Below are 20691 nucleotides of genomic sequence, written 5' to 3'. Positions count from 1 at the left end.
TATGGGTCCTTAACCAAGGACAGCGGTCTCGCCAAGGCGAGTTGCTAAATGCCCATTGTTTACGTAAGTAAATTGTCAGCAGGGTGCTGACTATAGCCGAGGTAATAAAATGCAGGTTTCAGTAGAAACAACTCAGGGCTTGGAGCGTCGTGTTACGATTTCGATTGACGCTGCGCAAATCGAACAACAAGTTGAGCAAGCGCTTAAGCAAGAATCACGTCGCGCTCGCATCGACGGTTTTCGTCCTGGTAAAGTGCCAGTAAGTGTAATCAAGAAACGCTACGGTGCTGCAGTACGTCAAGACGTAACTGGTCAAGCAATGCAACGTTCATTCTACGAAGCAATCATTCAAGAAAAACTAAACCCAGCAGGTTCTCCAGCGCTACAACCTGGTGACGTTAAAGATGGTGAGTTTAGCTTTACTGCTACTTTTGAAATTTTCCCAGAAGTTGAAGTAACGGGTTTAGACGCAATCGAAGTAGAAAAGAAAGTTGCTGAAGTTAACGACAAAGACGTTGACGCAATGATCGATACCTTACGCAAGCAACAGGCCGCTTGGAAAGAAACCAAGGGCATGATCAAAGACGAATTCCGCGTTAACCTAGACTTCGTAGGTAAAATTGACGGTGAAGAATTTGAAGGCGGTAAAGCTGAAGGCTTCGATCTAGCTATGGGCGCTGGCCGTATGATTCCTGGTTTTGAAGACGGTATTCTAGGTAAGAAAACTGGCGAAGAATTCACTATTGAAGTGAACTTCCCTGAAGATTACCACGCTGAGAACCTAAAAGGTAAAGCGGCTGCCTTCGACATTAAAATCAATAAAGTTGAAAAGCCTGAACTAGCTGAAGTAAACGAAGAGTTTGTTAAGTTGTTCGGTATCGAGTCTGGTGAACTAGACGCGCTTAAAGCTGAAATCCGTAAGAACATGGAGCGCGAGCTTGAGCAAACGCTTAAAGCTAGCACTAAAGAGCAAGTACTAAGTGGTTTGTTAGATAGCAACCCCATTGATGTACCAGCAGCGTTGGTTTCTCAAGAAGTGGTTGAACTACGCAAGCAAGCTATGCAACGTTTTGGCGAAAACGCTCAAAATGCTCCAGAGCTTCCTGATGAGTTATTCACAGAGCAAGCGCAACGTCGCGTTCGCACTGGTCTTTTATTAGGTGAGTTAATTAAAGTTAACGAGCTAAAAGCAGACGACGAAAAAGTGAAAACTCACATTGCTTCTTTTGCTTCTGCATACGAAGATCCAACTGAAGTACTTGAGTACTACGCTAAAAACGAAGAGTTAATGAATAACGTTCGTAACGTAGTATTAGAAGAGCAAGCTATCGAGTTTGTACTTAATCAAGCTAAAGTAACTGAAAAAGAAGTTGCTTTTGATGAAATTATGAACAAACAAGGTGCTAACTAAGTTCTAATTTGACTTAGTTACCAGTATCTCGCATATAATGGCTCGTATGTACTTCATACGAGCCATTTTTTTTAAGGAAGAGCGCATCAATGTCTAAAGAAGTTAATCAGTCTGCATTCGACCCCATGGCGGCTTTGGTGCCTATGGTTATTGAGCAAACCTCTAAAGGGGAACGCTCTTACGATATTTATTCTCGCTTATTAAAAGATCGAGTTATCTTTTTAACGGGTCAAGTTGAAGACCACATGGCTAACCTAGTGGTGGCTCAGTTGCTGTTTCTAGAATCTGAAAGCCCAGAGAAAGATATCTTCATCTACATTAACTCGCCGGGCGGTTCTATCAGCGCGGGCATGGCGATTTACGACACCATGCAATTTGTTAAGCCAAACATTAGTACCGTATGTATGGGTATGGCGGCCAGCATGGGCGCATTCTTGTTGGCGGGTGGCGAAAAAGGTAAACGTTACTGTCTACCTAACGCAAAAGTAATGATTCACCAACCATTGGGTGGCTATCAAGGTCAAGCATCTGATATAGAAATTCACGCGAATGAGATAATCAAAACAAAACGTCGCATGAACGAGTTGTTGGCCGAGCATACTGGACAAAGTTTTGATACTATCGCTGCAGACACCGATCGCGATAATTATATGACCGCCGAGCAGGCAAAAGAATATGGTATCGTCGACGATATCTTTGCGCGTCGCGAATAGTTATAAGTTATTCACGGTCTGTATAGATAAGAACATAGTGAAAATAGCATTCTCAGCAGTTTGATTTACACTGTAGATAAGACATGAGTGTGCTAAAAGTTTGAGGTTAGCGAATGACAGATAAGCGCAAGGGTGATGGAGATAGTAGTAAGCTGCTGTATTGCTCCTTCTGTGGTAAAAGCCAGCATGAAGTCAGAAAGCTGATTGCTGGGCCTTCCGTCTATATTTGTGACGAATGTGTTGAGTTATGTAATGACATTATTCGTGAAGAAATAAAAGAAATATCGCCCAAGAAAGAAGGCAATGCTTTACCAGTACCTAAAGAAATCAGGGCTCACCTTGATGACTATGTTATTGGTCAAGACCATGCCAAAAAAGTGTTAGCGGTAGCGGTTTATAACCACTACAAACGCTTGCGCAATGGCGATGTTGCAGACGGTATAGAACTTGGCAAAAGTAACATTTTGCTAATTGGTCCTACGGGTAGTGGCAAAACCTTGTTAGCAGAAACGCTCGCGCGTTTGTTAGATGTGCCTTTTACTATGGCCGACGCCACAACCTTAACCGAAGCCGGTTATGTGGGTGAAGACGTAGAAAACATCATCCAAAAATTGCTACAAAAATGTGACTACGACGTAGAAAAAGCCCAGCGTGGTATTGTTTACATCGATGAAATCGACAAGATTTCACGTAAGTCTGACAACCCATCGATAACGCGTGATGTGTCGGGCGAAGGTGTACAGCAAGCGTTGCTTAAATTGATTGAAGGTACCGTGGCATCAGTACCTCCTCAAGGCGGCCGTAAGCACCCACAACAAGAGTTTTTGCAAGTTGATACCTCTAAAATCTTATTTATCTGTGGCGGTGCATTTGCCGGCCTAGATAAAGTGATTGAGCAACGTGCATCTACCGGTGCGGGTATTGGTTTTGGCGCCGAAGTAAAAGGCGAAGCCGATAAACGTACGCTTAGTGAAACCTTTTCTAAGGTAGAGCCAGAAGATTTGGTTAAATATGGTTTGATTCCAGAGTTTATTGGTCGTTTGCCTGTAGTGGCAACACTGACTGAACTCGACGAAGATGCCTTAATCCAAATCTTAAGCCAACCTAAGAATGCATTAACTAAGCAATACGGGGCCTTGTTTAAGCTTGAAGATGTTGAACTAGAGTTTCGTGAAGACGCTTTACGTGCCATCGCTTATAAAGCAATGGAGCGCAAAACGGGTGCTCGTGGCTTACGCTCAATTGTTGAAGCGGTTTTGCTTAACACCATGTACGACTTACCGTCGATTGATAACATCTCTAAAGTAGTGATTGATCAAACGGTGATTCAGGGTGAAAGTGACCCAATCTTGATATACAGCAACGAAGACAAAGCTGCTAGCGCAGACTAAGTCATTGTAATGTATGATTAAAAGCCAGTCTTAAGACTGGCTTTTTTGCTTATAGCGTTTGACTAACTATCATCTGTTGTTGAGGCTGGTGGATAGCTAGCACATACCTGTCCAGAAATAGGCTAGGGCGTATTAGCCCCAACGCTACTCAGAACTGACCGAATTGGCTTACCTGTGGACTTTGCTTGACTTAGCTTTCCTGACACCTGTAACCTCATTATTAGAGGGCATCTTGTTCATCTGTGTTAGGTATAGAACGGTCATTAACCGTCGGAGGGAACTATGCTGAAGGTGTTGGGCAAATCAACGTCGATAAACGTTCGCAAAGTGCTTTGGACTTGCTCAGAGCTTGCCCTTAACTACGAACTTGAAGAATGGGGTAACCAAAACGGTGAGCTGCTTAAAGCCGAGTTTCTTGCTTTAAATCCTAACGCATTGGTCCCTGTCATTACTGACGAGGACTTTGTACTCTGGGAATCAAATTCAATTTGCCGTTATCTGGCCTCCTCCATGGAGCGCTGGGACCTCTTACCTCGCTCCCCCAAGCCAAAAGCACACGTAGAGCAATGGATGGACTGGCAAGCAACAGAACTCAACAATTCTTGGCGCTACGCCTTCATGGCACTCGTTAGAAAAAATCCTTCTTATTCTGAAGATCCCGCGATTGACACAAGCGTTCGCAATTGGAATCAAAATATGATGCTTCTCGAGCGACAACTCGAGCGCTCAGGTGATTTCATACTCGGTAGCGAGTTCAGTTTGGCTGACATTGGAATTGGACTATCTACCCATCGTTGGCTGTCTACACCAATGGAGAGACCAGAGCTTCCAACGGTTCAGGCGTATTACCAACGGCTCTCTCAACGAAAGGGTTTCGTTGAGCATGGATGTAATGGGGTACCGTAAAGAGACTAACGGTGAGCGCCTCTAACAGGGTACCTGCTAATCCATTTGCTGGTTTTTGCCAAAAGCTGTCGTATTTTCTGCTAATTAGGGGGCTATCACCTAACTAGCTTTTGCCCCGTTACGTGTTACCGCTCCCTCAAAACTACTCTTAATAAACCTATGTACCCTTAATTTTTCTACTTTAGTGGACAAAGCGCTGTGATTTTACACAGTGCTTTTGCAATTCCTACTTTCTGCAAGTGATTGCATACTTTCATGCTGATGTTTTTGTTATTTTTCGAGCTAGGTGGCTGATACAGCTTAGGAAAGGTGATAACCTTGTTTTTATCAAATGTATGATAAGAGGAAAAATTCCTTGTTTAAACAAGGAATTTTTCCTATTAATAAGCTGTTATAACCCTTTGAGTACGATAGATGCCTTTTGCTTATGTTGAATTTATGCCAATTACCAGTGTTGTATTCATGCTGGTTTTTACTGTCGTGTGGAGGGTTAATCATTCAAATTTAGTTAATGCAGTGACAGCATTAGTTTCTGTTTTCATGGCCGCCTATGGTTCATTTTTGTCGTGGACTTTGGGTGAAAACTCTTCCATGGCTGATATGGCGATAGGTCTATTGCATGTGGTAAATCTATCCAGCCTGTTGTGGTTTGGTTATGCATTTTTAGTTAGTTTTAAGCAAAAAAATTATGTGGTAGCTTTGTTAAATATTTTCTACTCGCTTAGTTTGATCCTTCATAGCTTCTTCTGGGAAGTACTGATGAGTATTTGAGAACAGGGTTATAACAAGCGCATCAAGTTGCCCAAGCAAGCTTGGGCTGGGACGCCAAAACTACGCGGCGATTTAGTTTTGTGCTTCGCAATTTTTAACCAAATCGCCGCTACATTTTGTCGCCCCTTATGCGGGCGTTACATTTCTAAGGAGTTAACTTGAAGAGTCTTCGCAACTACCAACCAGAGATATTCGGTGTGATCGTTGGCTTAGCAATTTTAAATATTTGGTATTTGTCTTCAGTAGCGATTGAAGAATCGGTAGTACCTAAAAGCTATGATTACGTAATTAGAGCGTTCACTGTTGCTGTCGGTGGTTTTATAGGTGCGTTTTCTGCATTTAGACTCAAGAAACACGAAGAATATAAAATTGATAAAAATAAACAAAAAAGTGCGCTAAATTCAGCGCTTTTTGTATTGATTAGGCAAATTAACGCTATTCAATGTGTTACCAGAGACTTTGATAAGTATAAAACATCGTTCGATCGTGGCTTTTCACTACCTGCCATGAAGCCACCAGACTACTCTGCCGTAAAGCAGGATGTAGTAAACCTAAATTTTCTAGTGGAGAAAGATAAAGCTCAAATGCTTATGGATTTAACAATAGAGCAGGAACGCTTTGAGCAAGCTATAAGCGCAATAGGTATTCGTAATGAGTTCTATGTAAATGAAGTACAGCCAGCTCTTAGTTTTCATGATCTAAATGGGAAGCCTTTACTATGGTCTGAATTTGAGGAGAAACTAGGCGAACGTCTGTTTCAAGGCTCTATTAATGGTGCTGAGACAATGTATGGGCTTGTATATGCTAGTGAAAAATCCTTGCAAGATAAATATACAGACCTAAGGAAACTTGCAAAAGAGCTGTTCCCTAATGAAAAATTTCTCAAATGGGTCAAAATGTAACAAGTTAATTAACTGGACTAAAAACAGCGGGCTATTACGCTTCGCTTCATTTTAGTCCACTATTTTTCGCCAGTTATTAAGGCGTTATGTTTCTTATGAATATTTGTAATCATCAAATTAGCGCATTAAAAAATATATTGTGTACCGAAGCCTTTCCAGCTAAATGCAATCTTTGCGGTTGTAAAGTAATTCGGCAGCATACGGCATTAGCAAATATGTTAATTGGTTTGTTTGCTTTTAGTGGTTTATTGCTTTTATCATTACTAATTGTATTCTTTGAATATGCGGGTTTCATCATATTATCTGTGGTGGGTATTACGTCACTAATTTACTTTATTAGTATTACTAAAATCCCACTGATTGAATATTCACAAGAGGCTCAAGCGGTAAATAAAAAACGTACCCAAAAGTACCTATTAGGTTTGGTTGTCTTTATTTTAGTATTTTTTGCAGTGGTGTTAACCGAAACATAACAAATAAGAATAGGTGTCGCGCAGCCGACACCTTATTCGGGTGTTGAACAAGCCCGATGCTCCTTTCTATAGTAAATAACGGTGTTGATGTTGGCGGGGCCAAGGCCTTGTTAGTTTTCGCAAGGCGAGTTTGGCTAAGACGGGGTCAACGGCGTTAAGCCCTTACCCGTTTGGCGTAGTGCTAAGTTGTTATTTTTTGTGTGTTTTCATCCTCGTGTTAAGCCCTGCCATTATCCTTATACTGTTCGCCTTTCGGCTAGCTCGTTCGACTAATGCCTGTGCAGTGCATGGGGTGTTGGCAGCAAGGGCATGGCCGGGTCGCGCTGTTGTTGTCGGTTTGGAGCGCGGCGAGGTTAACGCGTTGAGGCACTCGCAGTAGTAACTGAATGCGCCGCAATACCTGTTTGGCGTTGCCCCGTAAGAAACCATAATCTCTCACCCGCTGAAATCCCTTGGGTAATACATGCTGCAAGATAAGCTTTAAGAATTGCAAGGTAGGCAAGGTGCGGATTTTGGTGGTGTGGCTTTGGCTATCTTGATACCTAAAACTCACTTGGCCGTTATGGGTACTGATGATGGCGTTATCGGGTAATACCCCGCGATACAAGTAGCGAGATAAGTACTGTAGCGCGGGCAGTCCAAAACCTACGTTGCGACAATCTACCACCCACTTAGCAGGTATCGCCTTGGGCAGAGGCAGCGCCTTGTGGTGGTTAATCGCATCCAGCATTCTCCCTCGCCATACCTTGGCCAGTGCAAAGGCGTTAAACAAGTACTGCTTGTTGGTGTGATGCCACTGCTGCTTAGCAACGTGATAGCGCCCGCCAGCCACCAATACATGTAAATGAGGATGCAGATTACGCTGGCGGCTATGGGTATGCAGTACCGTGGTAAAGCCTAATTCGCCCTTGTTCTGGCGTTTGGCAAAGTCCTTTAACAGGCTTGATGCCACCTTGAACATGATTTGGTATAAGGCTTTAGGCTGCACGTGGGCCAAAGCTCTTAGCTCATAAGGCAGGGTAAAGGTCACCATAAAGTAAGTAGTGGGTAGCAGCTTATGTTGTTGGCGAGTTAACCAGCCAGTGGTGCAATGATGTTGGCACTGCGGGCAATGCCTGTGGCCGCAAGAAAGCGTCAATTGGTCATGATGGGGGCAATGCTCACACTGCCAATGGCTCTGACCTTGTTGCTCAGTTTTACAGCGCAGCATGGCATACATTGCCCGTTTAGCATCCGCCCCTAAAAGCGGGGCAAGCTTGGCCCCATGTTGGTGAAGTAAATCAATAAAGGTGCTCATGGCTACGGCCACATTAAGGTGAGAGAGTCGGTGAGTGTATTCACCGCCCTTGCCGCATCTAATTGTTTCACTTGGGTCAACTGGGTATAGCGCGCGGTGGTGTTTAAACTGGCGTGCCCCAGCAAGTGTTGCAAGGAGCGTAAATCCAAGCCTTGCTCAAGCAGATGGGTGGCATAACAATGGCGCAGCGAGTGAGGACTAATGGGTTTATGAATACCGCAATCGCGCAATACCCGCTTCAAGGCTTTTTGTACACCGCCTTTATCCATCGGCACATCCACCTGTTTACCTTGGCGCGGAAATAACAAACGCGCATGCCGATGGCTTTGCCAGTGGGCACGTAAAACCTGAAGGGTGCGACGCGGCATGGGCACTAAGCGGTCTTTACCGCCTTTAGCATCACGCACATGGACGTGCATGGCCTGACTGTCAATATCATGAATGGTTAACTGTAAGCCCTCGCTCAAGCGCAGCCCCATGGAATACAACACCAAGAAGAAGACTTGATAGCGGGGTTGTTGAGTCATGCTAATCACTAAGCCTACTTGCGCAGGGCTTAAGATATCGGGTAAGCGTTTCACTTGAGGGGGTTTTACAATGTTTAACCACTGCCATTGTTTATCGAGGGTGTAGCGATAAAAGAACTGCAAGCCATTGCGGTCTAACTTCACGGTGCTCCAGGAATGGCTGCTAATCAGTTGAGCAAAATAGGCCTTTAAATCAGCGGTGCTTAAGGTGTCTGGGCAGCGGTCAAAGTGGGCAGAAATACGACGTACCGCACGTGAATACGCATCAATGGTAGCTGGGCGTTTCCCTTGTAAGGTTAAATTGGTAAGGTGTTGTTTATATAAAGCATTATAACGATGTTGTTGGCTAGGGTTCATGCTGCATACTCCGGTTAATCACGACCGATTGGCCGCGTAACATTGAGTATGAGATATCTGCTGCTATGCACTCTGCCGCAGAGCGGCTTCGTTCAACAAGAAATTAAACAAGGACAAAAAACAGTTGGCTTTTTGTTCACTACGTTCACCTATTTTAGCCAACCATTTTTTGCCTGTTAATTGGGCGTTAAGGCTCAAATGAATATCGAGCATAGAATTACAGAAATATTTTCCGGAAAGGCATTTGAAAGGCCTGTATTTTATAGTATTCCGGGAGGCCTGCGGTTTGAGTTGTCCGAAGGCGGAGATTGGCTAGAGCAATTTGATTTGGCTTTCAGGAAAGCCCTCGAAATATGCGAAAGTATTTTCGATGATGAAATACTGGTATGTATTCGAACTTTTGGAGGAAAATCGTTACTTTCGGTTCTACCGGTAGTTAGAGAGCTTAAAAATATAGGTTTGTATCCTCCCACTAAAAAAGAGCATTGGAAGGAGAAAAACCAAGACGATCCCGAATGGGCTACAGACGAAGACGAATATTGGCACACCATTGCATTCCATTTGCCATCAAGTGCATTGAAAAAGCTGCTGTGGTGTAGTTTGGCCTGTGACCAAGGTATAAAGCCTTGCCCTCCCGCGAGCTACTATCTATTCGATCTTAAAAAGTCCATCGAGGTCTTGCCATACGATGATAGAGGTATGGACGTGGTCGGGCCAAATCATGAATTTCTGGCAGAGCTTTATTCGAAATATTCACAATATCTTCTCGATTATGATTTGGATGCAATGAATGCTACATTTTCAAAAAAGCCTTAACAAACGCAATCTGTCGGAACGCCTTTTCGTTCCTTCGTCACTTCAAGTCATCCGCAGTTACGAGCGTTAACACCATATGAATGAGCATACTCCGTATCAAGAAAGACTTAATAGAAATCCAGATTTCATAGTGGAGTATGTAATAGATCTTTCTGAGGAACTAAAGGGAGCAAAACTTGGGCAGGGAATGCGAGTAGATTTTCTCTACGAGGGCGATAATCCTCAAACAGAGGGTGTTCACATGATCTGGCCAGAAATACTTGATTCAAAAGGCGATGTTATTCTTGATACAGTTCCAGGTAACATCCCGCAAAAAGGCAAAGCAAACATGTGGATTGTCGACGAAACTCGTCGTCCATATCATGCAAACAGGATCAAAGTCGGAACTAATGGCATTTGGTGGCGTGGAGGTCGAGTTGCTTTTGTCAAAGTCGTTAATATTGAAGGACTACAGTGTTAACAAGTTGCAGCACCCGCCCGTTCCGGGCTGTGGACTAAATTTCGCTGGCGCTCAATTTAGCCGGTGTGTAAATCGTTATGTACTTATGGAATATTATGTTTGAATGGACTAATCCAAACTGCGTGAATTTAAACGAACCATTTATCTATTTTATTCGGGTTAAAAGCGATTCAAAAGAGTTTAGGTATGTTGGAAAAGCTTCTAAGAAATCTAGACTAAATGAATATCGCCGCAATATTGAAAAAATAATGGATGGAAAACCTCGGCGTCCAGAAGTAAAGAAAGATGGAACACATCAATCAAAAGGGAACTTGAGGTATAGATTCGTTCATTTAGTTCTATCAGTGGCGTTCAAGAATAATTGGACCATTGAACAATTTCCTATTGAAAATGTTCCGAAGGACAATTTAAACGAAAGAGAAACTCAGTTAATTCGTGAACTCGAATGCAATATGAATAATGGTAAAACTTGGTCTGTAGAAGAATTTCAAGATCTAGAAAGCAGCATACTCGGCAATTAGCAGTACATAACAAGAGAATAAAGAATTGGACGTCTTAATGCTTGGCAGACGCTCATTCTTCGCGATTATAGCCAAGCTTAATACGCCTCTTATTCAGACGTGAGTAAGTAATGAGAAAGAAGCTACCGCCCGATCAATTGGAGCTCTATAAAAGAATTGATGAGATTCTTTTCTATAAGTGGGATCCGATCGGAATTTCAGATGGAGACTGGGCTAGGGACGAGTATCAATCTTACCTGCTAAGAGTTTTCACTTACGCAATAGAAAGTGATTCGCCTGATTCAATTGCCAAATATCTAGGCGTAGTCTCAACGGAAAGTATGGGCTTATCTGCAGTGCCGGAACACGACATGAATATTGCAAAAATGATCATTGAAGTAAAAGAGGGCTTGGGGCTGTAGCATGTTGCAAGCAAAACTCATAACAAGGCCAAGCACAATCGTGCAAAGCAAAATGCGCATTGCACTGGACCTCGCTACGCTCGGCCTGTGTTGATTGCTCTAAGCTTTGCTTAGCGCTGTACAGAAAGTGTGAGTGGGGATAAATGATAGTTTTACCTAAAGGGGCAGGTTGTTTACCACCGCGAGATACTGATGCTTGCTAATACCGTAAGTTTGTCTCTAAGGTTGTTTTTGCCATATCAACAGCAAGTTGTTAGCTGGCATGTTTATTTGCTCGGTTAATTGCAACTTCACACTTAAGCCCCATTGCTTTAATTGCTCAATGTCTCTTAAGCCGCCGTAACCTTGCTGGCGTAGCATCAAATCAAAATCACGGTTACTGTCGCTGCTGTATTTACCTGCTAGCTTAAAGGGACCGTAATGATAAAACGCGCCACTTGGCTTTAGGTGTTCGCCAATGGCCAAATACATCTTTTCAGCAATGGCTTCACTCATAATGTGGGTGGTATTGGCGGTATATACTGCATCACAAGGGCAAGGCCAGCTATCTCGACCAATCTGATAATTTAAGGGCCTTGGTTGTGGGCTTAGCGCGAAGAACTGTTGCCAGTAGCTAATGGCTGAGATATTGGCTTGTTGGTCTGAGCATTGCCAGCGAGTTTGTGGGCAGGCTTTGGCAAAAAAAGCCGCGTGTTGGCCAGTGCCTGAACCTATTTCAAGCACCGTGTTGTGCTGGCTGAGCCGAGCCTGTATTTGGCCTAAGATAGCGTGTTTGTTGTTATCTGCGGCGCGGTTAAAGTACTCGGCAGGGTGAGAGCTACTCATCGTCAGGGCGTTGGTGTAAGTAAGCTTTTTTAGCCAATTGTTGATTTTGAGTATTGTCTTTCATGTTTACTTTATAGTGCAAGCCCGCTTTAGCAAGCATGTGCGCCGCCACGGGAGCGGTGATCAACAAAAACATGGTTATTAGCGCTTCTTTCAGGTTTACATGGCCAAGTTCAACGCTAAAAAATATCATCGAAGCAATGAGGATACAGCCTACCCCTAAGGTGCTGGCTTTAGTGGGCGCATGTAAGCGCGTAAAGTAATCAGGAAATTTTGCCAAGCCAATAGAGCCTATCAGCATAACAATACCGCCTAACACCAATAAAACACTCACCACTATTTCTAATAATACAGACATCTGGCTTCCTTATTCGATAATATCGCCGCGCAGTAAGTACTTACAAAAAGCCGAGGTACTTACAAAGCCAAGTAGGGCAATCAATAATGCCCCTTCGTAATAACTGGCAGAGCCTTGGTAAAGGCCTAACAAGATGATCAGGGCAATACTGTTTATGTACATGGTATCAACGGCAATAATTCTGTCGGGTGTCGTGGGGCCAATAATCAAGCGCCAAGCATTTAACGCTAAAGCACAACAAATTAAGCCGCTAGCAATCAGTGTGGCGTAACTTAACATCCGAAAATCTCCTTCAAAGGCGCTTCATAGCGTTGCTTGATTAGGTCTATTAATTGCTGTTCATCTTCAAGATGCAGCACGTGTACATACAGCCATTGTCGGTCATCTGATAACTCTACACTCACCGTGCCGGGCGTGAGTGAAACGCTGCTCGTGAAAATAGTGAGAGGCAAAGGCTCTTTAATCGCTAATGGCACGGCAATAAACGCTGGTTGTAAACTGCGGTTACTTTGTAATACCCGCTTCGCCACATCGTAATTAGAGACCACAATGTCAAACACTAAACGACACGTATATACCAATACTTTGAGAGGTTTTTGGGCTACTGGCTCTTTCTCGCTGAGTGGCGCAACAATCCACGGGATAACTATGGCAAACACAGCCCCTAACACCATGTGACCACGACTAAAGTCATGCAAAATTTGCCACACTAACCATAGCAATAAGCTGTGGTAAGGGGTGGGGAACCAAATAAACTTACGCACTTTATCCATTATTTGGCTACCTCATTAAGTTGTTGCAGGCTTAAACCTGCCTTCAGTTGCTCTGCGGCTAATTGTGCATAATCGCTGACAGCCCCGCCAAAAATCACCATTAACGGCAGTAAACCTACCAATAAGCCAATGGCTAAATACTGAATAGGGTGACCTTTTAGGGCCGTGGTATTTTCACCATTAGTGCGCCAAAACAATGAAGTTCCAGCCCGTGATAAGGCGATTAAAGATATCAGCCCAGCGCCTAAAATGAGTGGCCAAATCCACATTGCTTGGCTGGCATTGGTTACAGACTGCAAAATCAAGGCTTTGCCAACAAACCCAGACAGCGGAGGCATACCAATTAAACCTATTGCCAATAAGGCAAAGATAAAGCCCAAAATGCCAGCTTGCGGCATGGCTCGGGCGGTTACAAAACGGTCTTCCGCTTTACCACGTTGTTGCTGAATTAATCCCGCCAACAAGAACATTGCGGCACACGCCACGGTACTATGTAGTAAGTAATAAATGCCTGCTGTAGTGGCCTGTACCGTATTGATAGTAATGGTCACCAATAAGGTGCCTACAGATACAATCACCAAGTTACTGCAAAGCACTCGTAAACTCTGGCTGGCCAGTACTGAAATAGCGCCAATGGCAATGGTTAATAAAGCTAGCGGCCATAACCACGGTAAAGCGATATTGGCTAACTCGCCTGCTTGGTCGCCAAACATAACGCCATGCACCCGCCAAATACTGTAAATGCCCACTTTGGTCATAATGGCAAACAACGCCGCCACTGGCGCGCTGGTACTGGCATAAGCTTTAGGTAGCCAGAAATGCAGTGGTAGCATGGCTGCTTTCAAACCAAATACTGCCAGTAACAATAATGCCCCTGACTGGGTAATTAGCAATTCGTTACTCGACAATTGCGGAATTCTATCGGCCATATCGGCAAAGTTAAGTGTACCCAAGGTGCCGTATAAGGTACCTAAAGCAAACAAGAACAGCGATGAGCCAATTAAGTTAAGAAATACATAATGGATATTGGCCTGAATGCGCTGTTTACCGCCACCGTGGATCATGAGTGAATAAGAGGCAATCAGCAATACTTCGAAAAATACAAATAGGTTAAAGGCATCGCCCGTTAAAAAGGCGCCGTTAATTCCCATGAGTTGGAACATAATTAGCGGGTGAAAAAAGGCACCATTTTTATCTTCGCCTGCGCTGGCATACATGATGACCGCTAAGCCCAAAATAGCACTTAAACTTACCATTAACACCGAGAACGCATCGGCCACTAATACAATGCCAAACGGCGCAGACCAATCACCCAGCGCATAGACTTGAATGCCTTGCTCTTTCACTTTTAGGAGCAGCACCAACGCAACAATTACCATTAAAATGTTGGCCGAAATGGACAATACCCGTTGTTTAGCTAGGGAGTTACTTAAGCTTGGGAACAGCAAAATAACCGCGACGAAAAAGGGTATTAAAACCGGAAAAATAACTAAATGGTCAAACAAACTCATTAGGATTTTTCCTCCGCCGCTAAGCGGTCAAAAGGTTCTTCACCGTCTACGTGGTCATTGCCTAAGTCGGCGCGACCGCGCATGGCTAAAATTACCGCAAAGGCGGTCATAGCGAAGCCAATCACAATAGCGGTAAGCACCAAGGCCTGGGGTAAAGGATCGGCGTAATTTTCACTGCCGTTGAGCACTGCCGGGGCACCTATGGTTAATCCACCGCTGGCAAACAAAAAGAGGTTAACCGCGTAAGACAATAAGGTAAGGCCAATCACCAAGGTAAATGTATGTCCTCGTAACATTAAAAAGATGCCACAGGCACTCATGAAGCCGACACACACGGCGTAGACTAGTTCCATTATCTTTCTCCTACGGTGAGTCGTTCTTTGGTGGTTAGCTTGCCAAGGCTGGCTAATATAAGCAGAGTTGCGCCGATGACGGTGAAGTAAACCCCGAGGTCAAAGACCAAGGCGCTAGTGAGTTCAAATTTACCTATCCATGGGAGTGATACATATTCAAACCAAGAGGTTAAGAATGGGCGGCCAAACATCCAGCTACCTAAGCCGGTTAACGCCGCGGTCACTAATCCAAGGGCTATCATATAGTGGTAACTAACACTCACCCGCTTAGCCATCCAATCAACCCCGTGTGCAAGGTATTGTTGAATTAAGGCAATTGATGTAATCAGGCCTGCAATGAAACCGCCACCTGGTAGGTTGTGCCCGCGCATAAAGATGTAAGCAGAAATAAGCAGAAACAGCGGCAACAAGCTTTGCGATACTACAGAGAGTAATACCGGGTATTTATCTTTAGCCCATAGTCGGCCATCGTGATCTTTAGTACGCATTGATAAACGCATGCGAGCAATCAGCTTGTGAATACCCAATGCTGCAATGCCAAGCACGGTAATTTCGCCAAAGGTATCAAAGCCACGGAAATCGACCAAAATAACGTTAACCACGTTAGTACCACCACCGCCGGTTTTAGCATTGGCTAAGAAGAACTCAGAAATACTATCTAAAGGATGGGTCATTAAAGCAAAACAAATACTTCCGATAATACAGCCTATTAAAGAGGCTAGAGCCAAGTCACGAACAAAGTGACTAGGGCGGCTTTTACTCGTCGGGGTATGCTGCGGGAAGAAATAGAGTGCCAGCAATAATAAAATTACCGTTACAATTTCTACCGAAAGCTGGGTGAGAGCTAAGTCGGGCGCCGAAAAGTAAGCAAAGGTAATTGATACGACTAAGCCCACTAACGATAACATTAACAAAGCAATCAGGCGGTAATGGCTCCAAATTACGGTGGCTAGCGAACCGGCAATTAATAAAATAGCCGCTACAATCACAGCACCATTAATCGGATGCCCTGGCAAGCTACCTCTGGTGGTGTCTAGATCTAACAAGGGCGGGGCGATGAGCAATAAAGCGAAGAAACACAGCCAAAACGCATAGCGTTGTAACGAGCCCGTCTCCAACTTACTATTAACTGTTTGCGCCCATCTTACACAGATTTGAATAAAGCCTTCAAATTCTGCTTTGGCGTCAATCGCTGGGAATTTACCCTCAAATTTAAATAAGGGTTTACGGTTTAAGTAAATGGCTAGGCCACCCGCAATCGCCAGTCCGCTCATTAATAATGGAATATTAAATCCATGCCAAACGGCCAGGCTATATTCCGGTAATGGATGATTGAGCACCGCGAATGATGCGCTATTTAGCAGCGGACCAATAGTATAGTTAGGGAACATACCTACCAGTAAACAAATCGCCACTAATATTTCAACGGGAACCCGCATATAGCGTGGAGGCTCGTGGGGGGTTTTGGTTAAACCCTTTGGCTCACCGTTAAAGAATACGTCATGAATAAAGCGCAGAGAGTAAGCCACGGCAAAGGCCCCAGCGATTGTCGCCAGTACCGGAATAAGCCAAGACATTGAGCCTAAAATACTTTGGTCTAAGGTTTCGGCAAAGAACATCTCTTTTGATAAAAAGCCATTGAGCAACGGCACGCCAGCCATTGCGGCCGAAGCGACCATCGCTAAGGTGGCGGTGATAGGCATGTATTTCCATAAACCGTTTAGTTTGCGCATATCTCGCGAACCTGATTCATGGTCAATAATACCGGCGGCCATAAACAAAGATGCTTTGAAAATGGCGTGGTTCATAATATGAAATACCGCAGCAATGGCGGCTAACTCGGTATTTAAACCCAGTAACAACACAATCAAACCAAGGTGGCTAATGGTTGAGTAGGCCAAAAGGCCTTTTAAATCGTGTTTAAATAATGCTGAGTAAGCACCGAGTAACAAGGTAAATAAACCAGTGAGTGATACCACCGCAAACCAGACTTCGGTGCCCGCGAGTACCGGGTAAAAACGTGCGAGTAAGAAAATGCCTGCTTTAACCATGGTGGCCGAGTGCAAATAAGCACTTACCGGGGTAGGAGCTGCCATTGCATGCGGTAGCCAAAAGTGGAACGGAAATTGGGCTGATTTAGTAAATGCACCAATCAAAAATAAACTTAAAATAGCCAAGTAATAAGGGTGTTGTTTTACTAGCTCACCGCTATTTAGCACTACGTCTAACTCGTAACTGCCTACCACTTGACCTAACAATACTATCCCCGCGAGTAACGCTAAACCGCCGGCCCCCGTGATGGTGAGCGCCATTCTGGCGCCTTTACGTGCATCACTATTGTGTGACCAAAAACTAATCAGTAAAAACGAACTGATGCTGGTTAATTCCCAGTAAAACCAAAGTTGCAGCATGTTGTTTGACATAACAATGCCCAGCATTGCTGTCATAAACATAATTAGGTAGCAGTAAAAACGCCCCATATGGTCTTTTTCTGACAGGTAATAGCGGGCATACAAAATCACCAGCAAACCAATGCCTAGGATCAGCAAACTAAATAATGCAGACAAACCATCAAGGCGAAATGATAAAGCCAAACCCAACTGCGGGATCCACTCAATGCTCTGGCTAAAGTACTGGCCAGCAAATACCGCGGGTAAGTCGAGCAAAATTAAGCAAAGGGCTAACGCCGGCAGTAAAGCGGTAGCTAGTGCGCAGGCGCTGCGGCTGAGTTTATTGGCTAGTAAGGGAACAATAATCCCCAACATGGGTAAAAATGGTACCCAAAAATAATGCATTTCAGCAAAGCTCCATTAGCTAATTAGTTGGTATCGCAGCAAAATAATAGTCATTAATTGAATGAATATCCATGCTTTGTTAACTCTAGTCTACTTAAGTTACTGATTGATTCATATGCTTGTTTTGTTGCTTGAGCTTAGCGCTTTTGAGTCATAGACTACGGAATAAGCAATAAGTAAAAACGGTGGCATAAGTTGCAATTCAAACAATGGTTTTTCACTACCCTGATTTTGTGGTTTGGTCTTCAAACCCAGTTTGCCTTAAGCGCTGAAGCTGAAAGCGAAAATTGGCCTAAGCAACAAGTGCGCATAGAGGCTTTATTGCATGCGATAGAGCAAACCGATTTGGTGTTCACTCGCAACGGGTCAGAACATGATTCTGCAGAAGCGGGGGCGCATTTGCGTATGAAGTTAAAGCGCGCGCAAAATAGTTGGTTTGCCCCAAGCAAAGAAAAGTGGACGGCTGAAATGTTCATCGACAAACTGGCCAGTAAATCATCGCTTAGCGGCAAACCTTACATGATTCGTTTTAGTGATGGCCAGCAAGTAGAGTCGGGCACTTGGTTGTATCAACAGCTTGCAGCCTATGATAATCAGCAGGTTGCTCATGAGCAAAACTGATTACCGGCTAAAATTCACACCGGTGATTCGTTACTTAGAGAAAAATGTCGACCAAAACTTAAACCTTAATGAAGTGGCTAAGTTGGCGCATTTGTCGCCCTATTATTTTCATCGCATCTTCAAAGCGGTAACCGATGAAACGCCGGCTGATTTTATTCGCCGCTTAAAACTGGAAAAAGCCGCCAATCAATTGTTTTATCATAAAGAACCCGTTACCAAGGTGGCTTTGGATTTTGGTTTTTCTAGTTCGCAAGCATTGGCCAAAGCGTTTCGAGGGTATTTTGCTATTAGCCCTTCGGCGGTAAGAAACTGCGAAAACTTAGCCACTTACAATCAATTGTTGAGAGACAGCAAGATTGGACACCTACTGCGCAATAATGGACACGCCTCAAGCGAAGATAAACTCTATGCTAGCTCAGCTAATCAACCAAGGAGAGTGTCGATGAAAACCGAACAATTTGACAATAAAACGCTAGCTTATATTAGAGTTACTGGCCCTTACGGCGAAGGCTACGATGTTGCTAGCGAGAAGTTATACCGCTGGGCTGGACCAATGGGCTTAGCGCGGGGCGAATCGCTATTCATTTATCATGATAACCCTGAGCTCACCCCGGCAGAAAAATGCCGCACTGATATATGCATTGCGGTGCCTGCCGATACCAAACCGCCAGCAGGTATTGAGATACAAACTCTCGCAAGCGGAGGATATGCCACCTTACGTAAAACGGTCACCGAATTTAGCCAGTACCCTTTGTTTTGGCAACAACTGATGAATCAAGTGGTTGAGGCAGAGCTGAGTGTTGATAATCGCCCTTGCTTTGAGCTATACCATAGCTTTGATCCGGTGACTAAACAGGCTGATGTAAGTTTTTGTAGTGCGGTAAAATTGTAAGCAAGCGAATCTTGTTGAGTTCAATCTAGGCAGCCTTATAGGCTGCTTTTTATTTGTAGAAAAACAATTCAACTGAAATGTTTTTGGTCAATTGATGTTATTTCGCAGTTCAGTATGAAAGCGGTGAAACAAATCAGGGCTAGCGGGCATTGTAAAAAATTATCTGTGAGAGCCTGCATGTTATCTTCAATTGCTCATCATCATGGCTATTTATCAACCTTGGTATCGGCTAGCCTAGCGTCTAATATATGCTCAGCTATAGGAAGGTAATGCCATGGAAAACCTAAAGAAAATTATTCAAGTGGGACTGTTTACCAGTGCTAGCTTAATGCTCAGTGCTTGCGGCGGATCAACCGGCGCTTCTAGTGATGCGAGCGTGGTACTCGATAGCAGCTATTACACCGATATGTATGACTGGAATAGCAGTGGTGGCATGGCGCAAACGCAGTTAGGCCGTGGACTAAACTTAGGCAATTTTTTAGAAGCGCCCAATGAAGGTGAGTGGACAGACGGTCGCTTGTTGGTTGAGCAAGATTTACAGATTATCGTTGATGCCGGTTTTAAAACCGTGCGTATCCCTGTGCGTTGGTCTAATCATGCTAGTGAAACCGCACCGTATCAAATTGATGCAGCGTTTATGGCGCGGGTAGAACAAGTGGTTGATTGGGCAAAAGCGGCGGGGCTAAAAGTGGTACTTAACGTTCATCACTATGAAGAAATGATGAATGATACTGAGAGTAAACAAGAAGCGCATATCCAACGTTTAGTCGGTATTTGGCAGCAAATCAGTAGTCAGTTTACCCTTGATGCTTATGATGCAGACAGCTTAGTGTTTGAGCTACTTAACGAACCTAACGGCACGATTGGTTATGATGACTGGAATGACATCATAGGCAGACTGACTCAGCTGATATGGACGGATATGGCCGATCAGCAAAACAATGGTACAGAGCAACGCACTATCATGATTGGTACCGCTAATTGGGGCCATCCCGATGGCTTAACGAAGCTAAACCTGCCTACGAGTGTGAACGCCAATAACACCATTATTACGGTCCACTACTACGAACCTTTCCATTTTACTCACCAAGGCGCGAGTTGGGTACAAGGTGCAAATGATTGGATTGGTACACCTTGGTTAGGTACCGAAGCGGACCAGCAACCATTGATCGCCTTGTTTGACCGCGTTACCGCATGGAATGAACAAGCAGGTCGAGGCTTTGAGATATTCATGGGTGAATATGGGGTGTTTTCACAATTCTCCGAAGGTGACCACCAACGCGCTTGGACAGCCTTTATTGCTCGTGAAGCTGAGAAGCGTGATATTAGTTGGGCTTACTGGGAATATGCATCTGGCTTTGGCGCTTATGACCCTGCGGTTGGCGAATGGCGCCCCGCTTTAATCGAAGCGTTGATCCCTGCACAACCCTAAAAACCACTCATTTGCCTAAGCACAAGCTTAGGCAAATGATGATGTTTCTGCACATTTCAGTTTTTTCATCTTTTGCCATGATCAAATTGCCAACCAAGCACTATAGTTTGTTTATAAGTCTGCAATATAGCTAAAAAATTCAAGTTATTAGCGCTACTGCTTAACTGGTTTATACTCAATGAACA

Annotated in this window: 23 protein-coding genes; 14 read left to right on the top strand and 9 right to left on the bottom strand. The window is 44.1% G+C overall.

What is annotated here, in order from left to right; translation table 11 throughout:
- The first annotated feature begins 109 nt into the window (after positions 1-109).
- The 7 genes from tig to M0C34_RS12630 all read left to right on the top strand — a co-directional run bounded on the left by tig (position 110) and on the right by M0C34_RS12630 (position 6567).
- Entirely contained in the window at positions 110-1411 is a 1302-nt protein-coding gene (gene tig / locus M0C34_RS12660; RefSeq protein WP_248712054.1) for a trigger factor, read from the top strand.
- An 89-nt stretch (positions 1412-1500) separates the two neighbouring features.
- The gene (gene clpP, locus M0C34_RS12655) at positions 1501-2124 is read left to right on the top strand and encodes an ATP-dependent Clp endopeptidase proteolytic subunit ClpP (RefSeq protein WP_305883129.1); all 624 of its coding nucleotides are present in this window, start codon (positions 1501-1503) and stop codon (positions 2122-2124) included.
- Between the two features lie 113 nt (positions 2125-2237).
- On the top strand, positions 2238-3515 hold the full coding sequence (gene clpX / locus M0C34_RS12650) for an ATP-dependent protease ATP-binding subunit ClpX (RefSeq protein ID WP_248712053.1): 1278 nt from the start codon (positions 2238-2240) through the stop codon (positions 3513-3515).
- Between the two features lie 282 nt (positions 3516-3797).
- The gene (locus tag M0C34_RS12645; protein WP_248712052.1) at positions 3798-4421 is read left to right on the top strand and encodes a glutathione S-transferase family protein; all 624 of its coding nucleotides are present in this window, start codon (positions 3798-3800) and stop codon (positions 4419-4421) included.
- Between the two features lie 414 nt (positions 4422-4835).
- Positions 4836-5192: a hypothetical protein gene (locus tag M0C34_RS12640; RefSeq protein WP_248712051.1), complete on the top strand. Its 357-nt coding sequence runs from the start codon at positions 4836-4838 to the stop codon at positions 5190-5192.
- 158 nt (positions 5193-5350) lie between these two features.
- On the top strand, positions 5351-6094 hold the full coding sequence (locus M0C34_RS12635; protein WP_248712050.1) for a hypothetical protein: 744 nt from the start codon (positions 5351-5353) through the stop codon (positions 6092-6094).
- Between the two features lie 95 nt (positions 6095-6189).
- Positions 6190-6567: a hypothetical protein gene (locus M0C34_RS12630; RefSeq protein WP_248712049.1), complete on the top strand. Its 378-nt coding sequence runs from the start codon at positions 6190-6192 to the stop codon at positions 6565-6567.
- Positions 6568-6823: 256 nt separating this feature from the next.
- Here M0C34_RS12630 and M0C34_RS12625 read toward each other — a convergent pair whose 3' ends face one another.
- On the bottom strand, positions 6824-7864 hold the full coding sequence (locus M0C34_RS12625) for an IS91 family transposase (RefSeq protein ID WP_248712048.1): 1041 nt from the start codon (positions 7862-7864) through the stop codon (positions 6824-6826).
- Positions 7865-7866: 2 nt separating this feature from the next.
- Positions 7867-8748 (bottom strand): site-specific integrase, encoded by an 882-nt coding sequence (locus tag M0C34_RS12620; protein ID WP_248712047.1) that lies wholly within the window; start codon positions 8746-8748, stop codon positions 7867-7869.
- A gap of 198 nt (positions 8749-8946) precedes the next feature.
- Here M0C34_RS12620 and M0C34_RS12615 point away from each other — a divergent pair, with 198 nt between their 5' ends.
- The 4 genes from M0C34_RS12615 to M0C34_RS12600 all read left to right on the top strand — a co-directional run bounded on the left by M0C34_RS12615 (position 8947) and on the right by M0C34_RS12600 (position 10946).
- Positions 8947-9564, top strand: coding sequence for a DUF3885 domain-containing protein (locus M0C34_RS12615; protein WP_248712046.1), 618 nt, complete (start codon positions 8947-8949; stop codon positions 9562-9564).
- Positions 9565-9640: 76 nt separating this feature from the next.
- Positions 9641-10024 carry a hypothetical protein gene (locus tag M0C34_RS12610; RefSeq protein WP_248712045.1) on the top strand — a complete coding sequence of 128 codons (384 nt, stop codon included), beginning with the start codon at positions 9641-9643 and terminating at the stop codon, positions 10022-10024.
- A gap of 95 nt (positions 10025-10119) precedes the next feature.
- A complete protein-coding gene (locus M0C34_RS12605; RefSeq protein ID WP_248712044.1) occupies positions 10120-10545 on the top strand; it encodes a hypothetical protein in 426 nt (141 codons plus the stop codon).
- Positions 10546-10655: 110 nt separating this feature from the next.
- Positions 10656-10946 (top strand): hypothetical protein, encoded by a 291-nt coding sequence (locus tag M0C34_RS12600; RefSeq protein ID WP_248712043.1) that lies wholly within the window; start codon positions 10656-10658, stop codon positions 10944-10946.
- Positions 10947-11165: 219 nt separating this feature from the next.
- Here M0C34_RS12600 and M0C34_RS12595 read toward each other — a convergent pair whose 3' ends face one another.
- From M0C34_RS12595 to M0C34_RS12565, 7 genes are read right to left on the bottom strand one after another with little or no spacing between them, the layout of a single operon-like run.
- Positions 11166-11771 carry a DUF938 domain-containing protein gene (locus M0C34_RS12595; protein WP_248712042.1) on the bottom strand — a complete coding sequence of 202 codons (606 nt, stop codon included), beginning with the start codon at positions 11769-11771 and terminating at the stop codon, positions 11166-11168.
- Positions 11764-12129 carry a Na+/H+ antiporter subunit G gene (locus M0C34_RS12590; RefSeq protein WP_248712041.1) on the bottom strand — a complete coding sequence of 122 codons (366 nt, stop codon included), beginning with the start codon at positions 12127-12129 and terminating at the stop codon, positions 11764-11766. The genes M0C34_RS12595 and M0C34_RS12590 overlap by 8 nt, the downstream gene beginning before the upstream one ends.
- Before the next feature lie 9 nt (positions 12130-12138).
- Positions 12139-12408: a K+/H+ antiporter subunit F gene (locus M0C34_RS12585; RefSeq protein WP_248712040.1), complete on the bottom strand. Its 270-nt coding sequence runs from the start codon at positions 12406-12408 to the stop codon at positions 12139-12141.
- The gene (locus M0C34_RS12580) at positions 12402-12902 is read right to left on the bottom strand and encodes a Na+/H+ antiporter subunit E (protein WP_248712039.1); all 501 of its coding nucleotides are present in this window, start codon (positions 12900-12902) and stop codon (positions 12402-12404) included. The genes M0C34_RS12585 and M0C34_RS12580 overlap by 7 nt, the downstream gene beginning before the upstream one ends.
- Positions 12902-14413 (bottom strand): monovalent cation/H+ antiporter subunit D, encoded by a 1512-nt coding sequence (locus tag M0C34_RS12575; protein ID WP_248712038.1) that lies wholly within the window; start codon positions 14411-14413, stop codon positions 12902-12904. Before M0C34_RS12575 ends, M0C34_RS12580 begins: the two co-directional genes overlap by 1 nt.
- Complete coding sequence (locus tag M0C34_RS12570) at positions 14413-14766, bottom strand: Na+/H+ antiporter subunit C (protein WP_248712037.1); 354 nt, start codon at positions 14764-14766, stop codon at positions 14413-14415. The genes M0C34_RS12575 and M0C34_RS12570 overlap by 1 nt, the downstream gene beginning before the upstream one ends.
- Entirely contained in the window at positions 14766-17561 is a 2796-nt protein-coding gene (locus tag M0C34_RS12565; RefSeq protein WP_248712036.1) for a monovalent cation/H+ antiporter subunit A, read from the bottom strand. The genes M0C34_RS12570 and M0C34_RS12565 overlap by 1 nt, the downstream gene beginning before the upstream one ends.
- 195 nt (positions 17562-17756) lie before the next feature.
- Between M0C34_RS12565 and M0C34_RS12560 the strand changes: the two genes are divergently transcribed.
- The 3 genes from M0C34_RS12560 (at position 17757) to M0C34_RS12550 (ending at position 20506) form a co-directional block, all read left to right on the top strand.
- The gene (locus M0C34_RS12560; protein ID WP_248712035.1) at positions 17757-18182 is read left to right on the top strand and encodes a DUF5329 family protein; all 426 of its coding nucleotides are present in this window, start codon (positions 17757-17759) and stop codon (positions 18180-18182) included.
- Entirely contained in the window at positions 18169-19074 is a 906-nt protein-coding gene (locus tag M0C34_RS12555) for an AraC family transcriptional regulator (RefSeq protein ID WP_248712034.1), read from the top strand. The genes M0C34_RS12560 and M0C34_RS12555 overlap by 14 nt, the downstream gene beginning before the upstream one ends.
- 274 nt (positions 19075-19348) lie before the next feature.
- A complete protein-coding gene (locus M0C34_RS12550; protein ID WP_248712033.1) occupies positions 19349-20506 on the top strand; it encodes a glycoside hydrolase family 5 protein in 1158 nt (385 codons plus the stop codon).
- Positions 20507-20691 lie beyond the last annotated feature (185 nt).

The sequence above is a fragment of the Agarivorans sp. TSD2052 genome, assembly GCF_023238625.1.
Taxonomy (GTDB): Bacteria; Pseudomonadota; Gammaproteobacteria; order Enterobacterales; family Celerinatantimonadaceae; genus Agarivorans.
Note: the sequence above shows the minus strand (reverse complement) of the source record. Positions and strands in the feature narration are given on the sequence as shown.